The following is a 13,758-nucleotide window of genomic DNA, read 5'->3' as shown; positions in this document are numbered from 1 at the left end:
GTTCTATTTTTGTTTTGACAGTGCACACCACCCTTTGTCCTCGGCATTATCAATGTGCGGGGGCAAATCTTCTCGGTCATAGACATCAAGAAATTCTTTGACCTTCCTGAAAAGGGGTTGACCGAACTCAACAAGGTTATTATCATCCACAATGGGGCGATGGAGTTCTGCCTTGACCTCTGTAGTTATATCGCATTATAATAGAAAAAATACGAAGAAAGGAATTAAACATGTTTAAAGGGACAACAATACTCTGTATAAGAAAAGATGGGAGGGCGGCTATTGCAGGTGACGGCCAGGTTACCCTTGGCAATACTGTTGTAAAGCATAACGCAAAAAAGATACGCAGGGTGTATAATGATAGGGTTCTTGTGGGATTCGCAGGTGCAACAGCCGATGCCCTTACACTCTTTGAGAAATTTGAATCAAAACTCGAAGCATATCATGGTAATATAACCCGTGCTGCTGTTGAACTTGCTAAGGATTGGAGAACAGACAGGATACTGAGAAGGCTCGAGGCATTGCTTGTGGTTTCAGACACGGAGCACACATTTATTATCTCTGGCGCAGGAGAAGTCATTGAACCAGAAAATGGGATAGCGGCAATAGGTTCAGGAGGTCCTTATGCACAGGCGGCATCTATGGCGATGCTCGCCCACTCAGATCTTGATGTCAGAGGGATTGTCGAGGAAGCGATGAGAATAACCTCAAAGATATGCATATACACAAATGAGCAGATTATGGTCGAGGAATTAAAATGAAAAGGACAGAAAAGGATGTGCAGAAACAGAGGGACGCCACCGAGACTTCCCAAAAATCGAAAGATTTTTTGGGATTTCCCTTTACACCAAAAGAGATAGTTTGCGAGCTCGATAAGTATATCATCGGACAGGATAAGGCTAAGCGTTCGGTTGCCCTTGCACTCAGGACAAGGTGGAGAAGGCAGAGGCTTTCATCCGAGTTGAAAGACGAAGTAATACCAAAGAACATAATAATGATAGGGCCAACAGGTGTAGGCAAAACAGAGATAGCGAGGAGGCTCTCACGACTTGCACAGGCACCGTTTCTCAAGGTAGAGGCATCTAAGTTCACAGAGGTAGGATATGTAGGCAGAGATGTAGAATCCATGATAAGGGATCTTACTGATTTGGCTGTAAACATGGTAAAGCAGGAGCATATGGAAAGGATACAAGAGAGGGCACAGATGCTTGCTGAAGAAAGACTGCTGGATATGTTACTTCCACCATTGAAAAGGAAACAGAGTGCTATCGGAACACGATTAGAAGACAATAACATCTCCATAGATGAGCAAGAACAGTATAAAAATACAAGGGAAAAGTTAAGATTGCAACTAAGAGAAGGGAAATTTAACGAGAGATACGTAGATATAGAGATAAGGGAGAAGGTGATGCCATTTGGCGTAATATCAAATGTAGGACTTGAAGAACTTGAGATTAACCTTAAGGAGATGCTCGGTGGGATGTTCCCTGAAAAGGTAAAAAAGAAAAAGGTTAATATCCCTCAAGCGCTGAGACTCCTTGCACAGGAAGAGGCAAACAAACTCATAGATATTGACACTGTAACAACGGAGGCGATTGAAAGGACTGAAAATTCAGGGATTATATTCCTCGATGAGATAGATAAGATTGCAGGCAGAGAGACCTATGGTCCTGATGTCTCAAGAGAAGGGGTACAGAGAGACCTCCTCCCGATAATTGAGGGCTCCACTGTTACAACGAAGTATGGCACCGTAAGAACTGACCACATGCTCTTCATAGCTGCAGGTGCATTCCATGTCTCAAAGCCCTCTGATCTTATACCGGAATTGCAGGGTCGATTCCCCATAAGGGTAGAACTTGATTCCTTAAGCAGAGAGGACTTCATAAAGATACTTAAGGAACCACAGAATGCATTGATAAAACAATACATTGCACTCCTCGAAACAGAGGGTGTGAAGGTAGAATTTACAGAAGATGCCATAGAGGAGATAGCATCCATAGCTGCATCGGTGAATGAACGGACAGAGAATATAGGAGCGAGGAGACTCCATACCGTAATGGAAAAACTCCTTGAGGATATCTCCTTCTCTGCACCTGAGGGAGAGATAAAAGAGATCGTGATGGATGCTGCCTATGTAAAGGAAAAGTTGAGTGATATTGCAAAGGATACGGATTTAACAAGGTATATACTGTGAAGGGTGGAGAATTAGAAAAGGCAAAAATACTGGTTGAGGCACTGCCATACATCCAGAAATTCTACGGTAAGACATTTGTTATAAAGTATGGCGGAAGTGCGATGGTGGATAAATCTCTCAAGGAGTCATTCGCCCTCGATGTTATACTGTTAAATTATATCGGCATACACCCCATAATAGTCCATGGAGGTGGCCCCCAGATAAGTGAAATCATGCTAAGAATGGGCAAACAGCCTGAGTTTATTTATGGTCAGAGGATTACAGATAAAGAGACAATGGACATCGTAGAGATGGTTCTTGGAGGAAAGGTAAATAAGGAAATTGTATCGCTTATAAATCATCATGGGGGTAAGGCAGTAGGACTTACAGGTAAGGATGGTGGATTAATAAAGGCGCAGAAGAAAATTATAACCCAGCCCATGAGCCCCAAAAAAATCGAAAGATTTTTGGGGGTCCCCCCATTTGAGGAAACAGGAGAACCAGAGATAATAGATATAGGCTTAATTGGAGAGGTAGTAGAAATAAATACCGATATACTAAGTGCTCTTGAGGAGAAACGCTTTATACCTGTCATTGCACCAGTTGGTGTGGGTGGAGATGGGGTCACTTATAACATAAATGCAGACCTTGTGGCAGGTTCAGTTGCAGCAGCACTCAGGGCAGAAAAACTTGTGCTACTTACCGATGTAAGTGGCATAATGGATAAAGATCAGAGGCTTATCTCTACACTCGAAAGGAAGTCCGTAGAGAATTTTAGTGCAGAAGGTATAATCTCTGGTGGAATGCTCCCGAAGGTTCAGGCGTGCCTCACTGCCATTGATGGAGGCGTTTCAAAAACCCATATCATAGACGGAAGGATTCCCCACGCCCTCCTCCTTGAGATATTTACAACAGAGGGAATCGGGACTGAGATTACACAATAACATCCATCCCACTGCCTATCTGACCAGAGCCCTTTATCCTTTCTATTATAAACTCCTTTGCCCTGCCAGCGGCATCTCTCAAGGTGAGTCCTCGGGCTAAATATGCGGTTATCGCAGCAGAAAAGACACAACCTGCGCCATGGGGTTTTTTATCCTCTACCCTTTCTCCACCAAACATACCGAAACTCATACCGTCGTATATCAAATCAACAGGCTTTCCCTGGAGGTGTCCACCCTTTACTATCACAAAAGTTGGACCCATGTCCTTTATCATCTCGGCTGCCTTCTTCATATCCCCGATGCCTTCGACCGCAATACCTGAGAGAATTGATGCCTCATGGAGATTTGGGGTAACTACAAGTGCAAGCGGAAGAAGTCTTCCCTTAAGGACATCTACAGCATCCTCTTTTAGCAGCTTCACCCCTGTTGAGGATACCATTACAGGATCAACCACGATATTTTTACCCCCGAATTCAATGAGGATTTCAGAAACTGCCTCGATAACCTCAGCCTCATATAACATCCCAGTCTTTATAGCATCAGGCACAGTATCAGAAAAGAGGATTTTAATCTGGCTGGAGACAACATCTGCCTGGACTGAAGATATATTATCTACACTTTTGGTATTTTGGAGTGTTATTGCAGTTATAACACCCATCCCGTATACCCTGAGTGTTGTGAATGTACGGATATCTGCAATGACCCCTGCGCCACCTGATGGGTCAAGACCTGCAATGCTTAATGCCTTAAATATCCTCATTTACTTTTTAAATATTCCCTTACTGTCTTTATGGCACAGAACTCACCGCACATAGTGCAGACTTCTGAAATACTCGGCGTGCTCTCTTCTCTTAACCGTCTTGCCTTCTCAGGGTCAAGTGAGAGGGCTATCTGTCTTTCCCAATTTAGGGACTTTCTCGCCATTGACATCTGTACATCCCTGTCAACAGCACCCTTTATCCCTTTTGCAATATCTGCTGCGTGTGCTGCAATCTTAGAGGCTATCACGCCTTCTCTTACATCATCGATTGTAGGCAGTCTCAGATGTTCTGATGGTGTAACATAACAGAGGAAGTCCGCCCCTGCTGCACCTGCAATAGCACCACCTATCGCCGCTGTTATATGGTCATACCCTGGTGCTATATCCGTAACAAGAGGACCAAGAACATAGAATGGTGCACCTTTACATATCTCCTTTTCAAGTCTTACATTCGTCTCAATCTGATTTATCGGGACATGCCCTGGACCTTCAATAATCACCTGCACCCCTGCATTCCATGCCCTCTCTGTAAGTTCACCGATGGTTAATAACTCCTGTATCTGTGCCCTATCTGTGGCATCTGCAAGGCAACCTGGTCTGAGTCCATCGCCGAGACTAAGAGTAAGGTCGTATCTCAACGCTATATCAAGGAGCCTGTCAAACTCTTCATAGAGTGGATTTTCCTTCTTGTTATATAACATCCATTCAAGAAGAAATGCCCCTCCTCTGCTCACTATATCAAGCAGTCTACCCTCGTTTTTTAACCTCTGGATACCTGCTTTGGTCAGCCCGCAGTGAACGGTAATGAAGTCAATACCATCTGAGGCGTGTTCTTCTATAACCCTGAAGATGTCATTGACATCCATCCTGACAACAGAACCTTTCGTTTCTGCTGCCTCGACCGCTGCCTGATAGATGGGCACCGTTCCAACAACAATTGGGGAGTTCTCTATGATTATTCTTCGTATTTCTTTCATAGGACCTCCTGTTGAAAGGTCCATCACCGCATCTGAGCCGAGAGAGGCAAGTATCCTGAGTTTCTCCCTCTCTTCATCAATATTGCAATAGTCTCTGGAGGTGCCGATGTTTGCGTTAATCTTTGTCCTTAGCCCTCTGCCAATACCGAGTGGGGCTATTCCTGACCTGCGTGCATTCTTTACGACTACAATCTCACCTCTTGCAACACCTTCTCTTATATATTCAGGAGATAGTCCTTCAGCAGAAGCGACAGACTCCATTTCGGGGGTTATAACCCCTTCTTTTGCCTTTTGAATCTGTGTAGTCATACCTTTTAAAATGTCTAAAAATGCAAAATGCAAAAATCAAAATTCAAAATTAAGGAATTCCACGATTTTGATTTTTAAATTTTTAATTTTGAATTTCTTTAGCCAGGAATACCTCGGCTATTTTCTGGATTCTGCATACTGTTTATCATCCTTTCATGATAATTACAAAACTCATAGGGGCTTTCTATCTGCGAATAGATAAGCTCTTCCTGCCAGTGGGCATTGAAGAGTCTGCACCCCCTATCATCGCAGAATGGATACCCTGTAAGATGCGAGGATAGAGCCTGTGCTACATAACCCTTTGCAATCTCGGTCATCCTGCTATCATTATAATCTATGTATCTATCCTCTATTGCTTTCTTGATGTCATGGAGCATTAAACCGTCTCTCCCGAGTATCTGATTTGTCAGGTAATATTCCCTATTCTTTGCAGGTGCCTCAACAATACCTGATGTAGAGATGATAGAAGGAAAGCCGAATACTGATGCCCGTGCGTGGTATCTTCTGTCTTCTTCTTCCCATGTAGCAATGAGTTGATTTGTAAAGACAATGTGAAGGTGTCTGAGGTTTCTTTCATTTATTTTTATAAATGCTACCATCGTATCACGAAACTCAAAGCCATCATAAAATACCCCTATACTCGTTGTTGCAGGATTGAGCAGCTTTCTTTTCTCATACTCTATCTCACCATAAAGGGGCTCAGCATTCAGTTCTCTGTTTAAAGGACTCAAGACCCTTATCTCTGCAAGTCTCTTTGCAAGGGTATCTAATTCCTTCTTATCCTTCCCCTTCAGCATATATACAAAAAAGTCTTCTCTTAGGTCGACACTAACATTGGGCATCAACCTTAAAAGAAATTCAGAAAGCAGACTGAGATCAGGATTTTCAATCGTTTCCTTACCATAGATATGAATAAACAACGGCATCCTCATTTTAGTTTTTCTATTATCACCTCTGCTCCTCTTTTACCTGAAAGGAGCATCGCACCAAAGGTAGGTCCCATTCTCGGTAGCCCGTAAAGTGTTGATACCGCCATACCCATTACTACAAGCCCCGGGTGTGCTTCTCCAGTATATTCGACTACAAGGTCTTCTGATCGCTCTACCCACATGGCACCAAAACCCTTTGTCTTTATAAGTCCACGCTCTTCAAGTTTCGAAACAACACATGCATCATGCCCAGTTGCATCCACAACCATCTTTGACTCTAATGCCACAGGGTCAACGCAGGTTATCTCTCTCGGAAGTGCAGAAACAGGTGTCCAGTTAATGACCACTCCAGCAACCCTGTTACCTTCCCTGATAACAATGTCATCGAACGTTGTCATATTGATAATCTTCACACCCGCATCGCAGGCGGCAGCGATGAGTTTTGAGCAGGCATGGGGACCATCTGCCATATAAAGTCCTGCTCTCACTTCTTCATATGGTATCTTCAGTTCGTCGAGTACCTCCTGCCCTGGTGCCCTTACAGTTACCTTATTCATGAGGTAACCACCTATCCAGAACCCCCCTCCAAGGTAGTTGTTCCTCTCGATTATAAGGGTCTTTATCCCCTTGGCTGAAAGTTCCCTGCCCGCCATAAGACCACTTGGACCTCCCCCGATGATAATCACATCGCTCTCAACATAATCACTGAAGGCCTTTGAAAATCCCTCAACTATTGCCCTTGTTACATCTTTCTCACTTACATCGCTGAATATCTTTTTCTCTGTCATACAAATTATCCTCCTGTGTTATAAAATCAAAATTCAAATTGCAAATTGCAAAATTATGGAATTCCTTAAATCCTAAAACAATAAAAAACCGTATCCCCCTTCGGAGATACGGTCTCAAAACCTTTATAGTATTCCCTTCCCTCCGCTGGCATTACCCAGATCAGGTTCACGGGGTTATCCCGCCCTCGATGAGGGTGGGATTCTCAGGTTACATGCCTCCCCCAGGGTATTTATAATATACATCAATATTTTTAGTTATGTCAACGATTTTCTAATTGAACTATGTTTTCGATTACCTCTTTACACCGTAAAGATTCTGTTGTATTATCTGAACGAAATGAAGGAGGAAATGTCCACAGGTAAATTCTTTATCGGGATATTGATTGCTATCACTATTATTCTCTCCTCGAATCCTCCTTTATCTTATGCTTGGGAGAATTATCCTCCTAAGAGTATATCGTCAGAAGGAACTAAAGTTTCATCTCCCGAACAGACCCAATCCATAGATAGCCCTCAATCAATCGAATCTGCGGAGTTACCCAAGAGGTTTACGATTGAAGAAGATGAGGTAATAAAGAGAGAGTTAAAAAGGATTATGGCAGAATTTAGAGAGAATGTAGATGAAGTTCCTCCTGTTTTTTTCGATGAGATAAAACGGTTTGTCCAGATATATAAGACAGAGCCGACCACAAGAAAGTTTTTTCTCAATTCACTTCAGCGTTCAAAGAAATATATGGATGCTGTGAAAGAGATACTCGGGGAGAGGAGAATACCTGAGGATATGGCATACATTGCCTTTGTTGAATCAGGTTTCAGGATAAATGCACGCAGCCCTGTTGGTGCAGTAGGGCTCTGGCAGCTCATGCCAAAGACAGCAAGGCAGTATAATCTGCGTGTGGATTCGAGGATAGATGAACGGAAGGATCCGATAAAGGCAACCTATGCTGCAAGGTCATATTTTCTTGATCTTATAGCGATATTCGGTTCAAAGTCATTCCTTCTTGCAATGGCAGCATACAACAGTGGAGAAGGAAAGATACAATCCTGTCTGAGACAACTTGAAAACCCATTCGATGACAGGGATTTATGGCATATAAGGGATTGTCTCAAGCCTGAGACAAGGGAATTTCCACCTCGTATAATAGCTGCCGCTATAATAGGAAACAATCCTGAGGTGTTTGGCTTCTTCCCTGCGAAAGAACCCCAGATAGAGGATGAAGGTGAATTGACCCACTCTCCATTATTAGCCAAAAAATCCATCGAAGAAAAAAAGATAGGAGTCGGTACAAAAAAGGATGAGACTCTTGAGGTAGAAGCAAAGGAAATTGAACAATATCATGCAAAAATTAGAAGTAAACCGATTATTTATAAGGTTGTGAAGGGTAATAATCTCTCTTTGATTGCCGATATATTTGATGTGGAGATCAGGAATATAATGAAATGGAATGGATTAAAAAAGGCGAAGATTGTTGCGGGACAGAGATTAAAGATATATCCTGAAAAGAGATTGGCGATGATAAAATACCGTGTCAAGAAAGGTGATACAGCTGAAGGCATTAGTAGATACTATGGAATTAAACCAAAGGTCATAATGGTTACTAATGCTATCAGAAACAAAAACACTCCACTACCTAAGGGCAGAATGCTGACTCTGTATGTCGAAGTGAAAAGTAAAAAGAGTGCATAAAAACAAGAGGGGCAGGCACCTTTGGTGCCTGCCCCTCAACCCTCAGGAAGCAGTATCACACACCTTTTCATTTAACCTCAACCTTTATCTCCTTGGGCTTCGCCTCCTCTGCCTTCGGAAGACAAATCTCAAGGATTCCATTCTTAAAGGTTGCCTTTGACTTATCTCCCTGAACCCTTGCAGGGAGGTTTATCGTCCTTGAGAAACTACCATAGCAACGCTCACATCTATAGTAGTCTTCATCCTTTACTTCTTCCTCCTTTTTTGCCTCACCTTTTATTGTGAGGGTATCCTCAGATAGGGTAATATCTACCTGGTCTTTCTCTATGCCAGGGAGTTCCACCTTTACCACTATCTCATCCTTTTTGTCATACATGTCAATATTGGGGAGGATTACAGAGGGTTCAAGTCCTCTTCTCCTGCGCCAGAATGGACGCCAGGGGCCCGATTGCAAAATCCTCTCCAAAGAAGTCTTCAAATGTCTTCTCGATGTCCCTCCTAAGGGCATCGATATCTCTATGCGGTGACCATTTGATAAGTGTCATTGTCAGTCAACCTCCTTTCAAAATTCCCAAAATTTTCCAATTTTGGGGTATCCTTCATTTCACCGCTTCCTGAGGAATTTCTGATGCGACTGATAATTTTGTAAACCCGTGGTGCGGGGTAAATATCAGTCCTTCTCTATGCATATCAACTTCAACTGTGTCCCCTTCTACGAATTCACCTTCGAGTATCTTCGTAGCGAGGGGATTAAGTATTTCCCTCTGTATTGCACGTTTTAGTGGTCTTGCACCATATACAGGGTCATAGCCAGCCCTTGCGATATGTTCCTTTGCCGCATCAGTAAGAATTATATCTATCCTTCTATCTGCAAGATATCTCTTAAGCCTCCCGATCTGTATCTCTACAATCTGCTTGAGTTGTTCGGTATCCAGTGCATGGAAGATGATTATCTCATCCACACGGTTCAGGAACTCTGGTCTGAAGTCCTTTCTCAGGGCATCCATCACCCTACGTCTCATTTCTTCTTCGTCCTTTCGTCTCAGGTCCTGTATATACTGGCTCCCGATGTTCGATGTCATTATGACCACAGTGTTCTTAAAATCCACAGTCCTTCCATGTCCGTCTGTAAGCCTTCCGTCATCGAGTAATTGTAAGAGTAGATTGAAGACCTCAGGGTGTGCTTTCTCTACCTCATCGAAGAGTATCACCGAATAAGGTCTCCGTCTTATAGCCTCTGTCAGCTGCCCCCCCTCTTCATATCCTACATAGCCAGGTGGTGCACCTATGAGTCTTGCAACCGCATGTCTCTCCATGTATTCAGACATGTCAATCCTTACCATTGCGTTTTCATCATCAAAGAGAAACTCTGCAAGTGCCCTCGCAAGTTCTGTCTTTCCGACACCTGTTGGTCCGAGGAATATGAACGAGCCTATTGGACGATTCGGATCCTGTATGCCTGCCCTTGCCCTTCTTACTGCATTGGATACCGCAACAATAGCCTCATCCTGTCCTACGACCCGTAGTTTAAGCCTTTCTTCCATATGTACCAATTTCTGGATTTCACCTTCAAGCATCTTAGATACAGGAATCCCTGTCCATTTCGATACTACCTCAGCTACATCCTCCTCATCTACTTCCTCTTTCAACATCTTCTTCTGCGTTTGAATATCACTGAGGTTTTTATTTTCAGAATCAAGGTCCTTCTGAAGTTCAAGTAACTTTCCGTATTTTAATTCTGCTGCCTTCCCAAGGTCTCCTTCCCTTTCTGCCTGCTCTGCCTCGATTCTGGTTTGTTCTATCTCTTCTTTTAACTTACGAATCTTGCCTATAGCGTCCTTCTCAAGATGCCACTGTGATGAAAGCTGTTCGTTCTCTATGGTTAAATCGGCGATCTCCTTTTCTATCTTTGCGAGCCTCTCCTTTGATGCTGTATCATTCTCTTTTGAAACATGCTGCCTTTCTATCTCGAGCTGTCTTAATCTTCTATGTAGTTCATCGAGTTCTGCAGGCATGCTGTCTATCTCCATTCTTAACCTTGATGCAGATTCATCTATAAGGTCTATCGCCTTATCAGGCAAGAACCTGTCAGATATATATCTGTTAGAGAGAACAGATGCTGCAACAAGGGCTGAATCCTTAATCCTTACACCGTGATGTATCTCGTATCGCTCCTTTAAACCTCTGAGAATAGATATGGTGTCTTCAACATTCGGCTCCCCGATTAAGACAGGCTGAAACCTCCTCTCAAGAGCGGGGTCCTTCTCTATATGTTTTCTAAACTCATTAAGCGTAGTTGCACCAATACACCTTAACTCTCCCCTCGCAAGTGCCGGTTTAAGCATGTTCGATGCATCTATTGCGCCTTCTGCTGCTCCAGCACCAACCAAGGTATGAAGTTCATCTATAAAGAGGATAATCTGCCCTTCTGCCTCCTGTATCTCTCTCAGAACTGCCTTGAGCCTTTCTTCAAATTCACCGCGGTATTTTGTCCCAGCAACCAATGCACCCATATCGAGGGCTATAACCCTTTTGTTTTTTAATCCCTCTGGGACATCACCAGCAACAATCCTCTGGGCTAATCCCTCTGCGATGGCAGTCTTTCCTACACCAGGCTCGCCTATCAGCACAGGATTGTTCTTTGTCCTCCTTGAGAGAACCTGGATCACCCTCCTTATCTCCTCATCCCTTCCTATAACAGGGTCGAGTTTTCCTTTTCTTGCTAAACCAGTAAGGTCACGGCTGTATCGGGCGAGTGCCTCGTATTTGTCTTCAGGATTTGGGTCTGTTACCCTCTGTGTACCTCTGATATTTACTAAAGAGGAGAGTATCCGTTCTCTGGTAACCCCTGCATCCTTGAGTATCCTTCCTGCTGCCCCATCTCCATCGGCAATTGCTATGAGGAGATGCTCTGTGCTTACATATTCATCTTTAAGTCTTTCAGCCTCGGTTAATGCCTTCTCAAAGACATCCTTTAATCTCGGCGTTATATATATCTGTCCGAGTGCACCAGGACCGCTCACCTTTGGTAGTTTTTCAAGTTCCTCTTCGATATTACTTCCTAAAGACTCAGGGCGTGAACCAAGTCTTGTAATCAAAGATTGTATAACCCCATCCTTCTGGTCAAGAAGGGCAGAAAGAAGGTGTTCAACATCTACCTGTTGGTGTCCTTTTTGTTCTGCTAAACGCTGAGCGTCCTGTATTGCCTCCTGGCTTTTTATTGTGAATTTATCAAATCTCATCTCATTTCCTCCGTTGAAGCTCCCTGTAGCGAGCCACAGGGAACCTTCGAAATGTAAGGAATTTCTCTTTTTTCATATTCGCTCGCTAACGCTCGCTGTGCATTTTCAGTCTTCAATAACAACATTTATAACCTTTTTCTCTTTTTTCTCTTCATCTTTATCCTTATTCGCTGTAAATCTCTTTGCCATCTCAGAGAGCATAAAGTTCATATTCTCTTCCATCTCTTTTTGCATCTTATCCATCATATCGCGCATTCTGAGTATCATATCAACACCAGCAAGGTTTATTCCGAGGTCTCGCGTAAGGTGGAGGATGAACTCTATGCGTTCGACATCCTCATCCGAATAAAGACGGGTGTTCCCTACGCTCCTCGATGGCTTTACGAGTCCTTCTCTTTCATAAAGCCGCAGGGTCTGAGGATGAATGTCGAGCATCTCTGCAACAGTCCTTATCATGTATAATGCCTTACCTCTTTTAACCATAAGTCTTCTAACCTATTTTATCTGACCCCCTCACCACCCTCTCCCCTAAGAGGAGAGGACTTAATTTTCATGTTTTTGTGAGTCAACGGCTCATGAATATTTCATTCCCACCCTCGGATTCTCGGTGTGAATCCTCGAAAACTCTCTGAAAATCTCCCTTGTCCGTTCATCTATATTCTTAGGTGAAACAATCTTTATGACGACATACTGATCCCCCATGCCACCACCCTTCATATAAGGAACCCCTTTGCCCTTGAGTCTGAACTTCTGACCGCTTGATGTCCCTGGAGGTATTGTCATAGAGGCAACACCACTTATTGTAGGAACCTCTATCTTTCCTCCAAGCACAGCCTCACTCATTGTTATCGGTATCTCTACATGGAGGTCATTACCTCTCCGTTCAAAGATTGGATGAGGTCTTATCTTTGTTTCTATATACAGGTCTCCGGCTGGACCACCATGCCCCCCGGCTCTTCCCATACCTGCGACCCTGACCCTTGAACCATCTTCTACGCCTGGTGGTATCTTTACCGATATTGTATCTGATCTCACAGTCCTGCCAGAGCCTTCACATGTCTTACAGAGATTGAGGTTAAGTTTTCCACTTCCCCTGCATCTTGGACAGGTCTGTGATAATCGTAAAAATCCCCTGCTTACCTTTATATCCCCTGTTCCTTTACAGTCAGGACAGCTCTGTACAGATGTTCCTCTCTCGCTGCCAGAGCCATTACATGACCTGCATGTTTCTACCTTTTCTACCGGAACCCGTCGCGTGGTTCCATTTACAGCTTCCTCTAAACTTATCTCTACAGAGTACTCAACATCTTCTCCTCTGAAAGGTTCCCGTGCTGTCCTGAATCTATCACCGAAGATGTCTCCAAGAATATCTTCAAAGCCTCTGCCCGTAAAATCAAACCCGAATCCTTCAAATCCCGTACCCGCATCTGTCCCAAATCCTGCCTCGAATGCTGCATGACCGAATTTATCGTATTCAGACCTTTTCTTAGGGTCACTGAGTACCTCGTATGCCTCATTGACCTCTTTAAACCTCTGCTCAGCAGTCTTATCGCTAGGATTTAGATCAGGATGATATTTCCTTGCAAGCCTGCGAAAAGCCTTTTTTATCTCTTTGTCATCGGTACCCCGGGAAACACCAAGCACCTCATAATAATCTTTCTTAGTCGCCGTAGCCATCAATAACCCCTATCATAAAATTTGAGCATATTAATATCAGATTTTTTGAGGTTTGTCAAGTAAAATTTTAAGGTCTCTCTAAATTTTCTTGACAAAATCGAGGGCAAAATGTTACAAAAAATTATCTTTTATCGGAGGTTATGAATGTTTGCTATAATTGAGACTGGTGGTAAACAGTATAAGGTAGCGACTGGAGATACCCTGAAGACAGAAAAGATTCCAGCAAAGGTCGGAGAGACGATAGAACTACCATCTGTGCTTATGGTGTCAGA

At 43.4% G+C, this 13,758-nt stretch carries 14 protein-coding genes, 1 pseudogene and 1 riboswitch; of the genes and pseudogenes, 6 read left to right on the top strand and 9 right to left on the bottom strand.

Annotation, left to right across the window (positions count from 1 at the left end):
* Nucleotides 1–21: 21 nt before the first annotated feature.
* The 4 genes and pseudogenes from AB1488_04845 to argB all read left to right on the top strand — a co-directional run bounded on the left by AB1488_04845 (nucleotide 22) and on the right by argB (nucleotide 3,117).
* Nucleotides 22–168, top strand: a pseudogene (locus tag AB1488_04845) (chemotaxis protein CheW).
* A gap of 62 nt (nucleotides 169–230) precedes the next feature.
* Complete coding sequence (gene hslV, locus AB1488_04840; GenBank protein ID MEW6409422.1) at nucleotides 231–761, top strand: ATP-dependent protease subunit HslV; 531 nt, start codon at nucleotides 231–233, stop codon at nucleotides 759–761.
* Nucleotides 758–2,194, top strand: a complete 1,437-nt coding sequence (hslU, locus tag AB1488_04835) for an ATP-dependent protease ATPase subunit HslU (protein MEW6409421.1) — start codon at nucleotides 758–760, stop codon at nucleotides 2,192–2,194. The genes hslV and hslU overlap by 4 nt, the downstream gene beginning before the upstream one ends.
* Nucleotides 2,191–3,117, top strand: coding sequence for an acetylglutamate kinase (argB, locus tag AB1488_04830; protein MEW6409420.1), 927 nt, complete (start codon nucleotides 2,191–2,193; stop codon nucleotides 3,115–3,117). Before hslU ends, argB begins: the two co-directional genes overlap by 4 nt.
* Here argB and thiD read toward each other — a convergent pair.
* From thiD to AB1488_04810, 4 genes are all read right to left on the bottom strand, one after another.
* Nucleotides 3,107–3,877, bottom strand: a complete 771-nt coding sequence (gene thiD, locus AB1488_04825; protein ID MEW6409419.1) for a bifunctional hydroxymethylpyrimidine kinase/phosphomethylpyrimidine kinase — start codon at nucleotides 3,875–3,877, stop codon at nucleotides 3,107–3,109. The two genes, argB and thiD, sit on opposite strands and share 11 nt — an antisense overlap.
* On the bottom strand, nucleotides 3,874–5,163 hold the full coding sequence (thiC, locus tag AB1488_04820) for a phosphomethylpyrimidine synthase ThiC (GenBank protein MEW6409418.1): 1,290 nt from the start codon (nucleotides 5,161–5,163) through the stop codon (nucleotides 3,874–3,876). The genes thiD and thiC overlap by 4 nt, the downstream gene beginning before the upstream one ends.
* A 98-nt stretch (nucleotides 5,164–5,261) precedes the next feature.
* A complete protein-coding gene (locus AB1488_04815; GenBank protein ID MEW6409417.1) occupies nucleotides 5,262–6,089 on the bottom strand; it encodes a DUF6775 family putative metallopeptidase in 828 nt (275 codons plus the stop codon).
* Between the two features lie 2 nt (nucleotides 6,090–6,091).
* On the bottom strand, nucleotides 6,092–6,880 hold the full coding sequence (locus AB1488_04810) for a sulfide-dependent adenosine diphosphate thiazole synthase (GenBank protein ID MEW6409416.1): 789 nt from the start codon (nucleotides 6,878–6,880) through the stop codon (nucleotides 6,092–6,094).
* A gap of 120 nt (nucleotides 6,881–7,000) precedes the next feature.
* A riboswitch (TPP riboswitch) is annotated at nucleotides 7,001–7,113 on the bottom strand.
* Between the two features lie 116 nt (nucleotides 7,114–7,229).
* Here AB1488_04810 and AB1488_04805 point away from each other — a divergent pair.
* Nucleotides 7,230–8,567 (top strand): transglycosylase SLT domain-containing protein, encoded by a 1,338-nt coding sequence (locus AB1488_04805; GenBank protein ID MEW6409415.1) that lies wholly within the window; start codon nucleotides 7,230–7,232, stop codon nucleotides 8,565–8,567.
* 67 nt (nucleotides 8,568–8,634) lie between these two features.
* Here AB1488_04805 and AB1488_04800 read toward each other — a convergent pair whose 3' ends face one another.
* From AB1488_04800 to dnaJ, 5 genes are all read right to left on the bottom strand, one after another.
* The gene (locus AB1488_04800; GenBank protein ID MEW6409414.1) at nucleotides 8,635–8,943 is read right to left on the bottom strand and encodes an Hsp20/alpha crystallin family protein; all 309 of its coding nucleotides are present in this window, start codon (nucleotides 8,941–8,943) and stop codon (nucleotides 8,635–8,637) included.
* Between the two features lie 28 nt (nucleotides 8,944–8,971).
* Complete coding sequence (locus AB1488_04795) at nucleotides 8,972–9,112, bottom strand: hypothetical protein (protein ID MEW6409413.1); 141 nt, start codon at nucleotides 9,110–9,112, stop codon at nucleotides 8,972–8,974.
* A gap of 54 nt (nucleotides 9,113–9,166) precedes the next feature.
* Nucleotides 9,167–11,809, bottom strand: a complete 2,643-nt coding sequence (gene clpB / locus AB1488_04790) for an ATP-dependent chaperone ClpB (protein MEW6409412.1) — start codon at nucleotides 11,807–11,809, stop codon at nucleotides 9,167–9,169.
* A 105-nt stretch (nucleotides 11,810–11,914) separates the two neighbouring features.
* Nucleotides 11,915–12,292, bottom strand: coding sequence for a helix-turn-helix transcriptional regulator (locus tag AB1488_04785; GenBank protein ID MEW6409411.1), 378 nt, complete (start codon nucleotides 12,290–12,292; stop codon nucleotides 11,915–11,917).
* A 90-nt stretch (nucleotides 12,293–12,382) separates the two neighbouring features.
* Nucleotides 12,383–13,486, bottom strand: a complete 1,104-nt coding sequence (dnaJ, locus tag AB1488_04780; GenBank protein MEW6409410.1) for a molecular chaperone DnaJ — start codon at nucleotides 13,484–13,486, stop codon at nucleotides 12,383–12,385.
* 144 nt (nucleotides 13,487–13,630) lie between these two features.
* Between dnaJ and AB1488_04775 the strand changes: the two genes are divergently transcribed.
* Nucleotides 13,631–13,758 (top strand): bL21 family ribosomal protein (locus AB1488_04775; protein ID MEW6409409.1); only part of this gene is annotated, 128 nt, incomplete at its 3' end.

It is taken from the genome of Nitrospirota bacterium, assembly GCA_040756155.1.
Lineage (GTDB): Bacteria > Nitrospirota > Thermodesulfovibrionia > JACRGW01 > JBFLZU01 > JBFLZU01.
The sequence above is the reverse complement of the archived record's forward strand: the minus strand, read 5'-3'. Positions and strand labels throughout refer to the sequence as shown.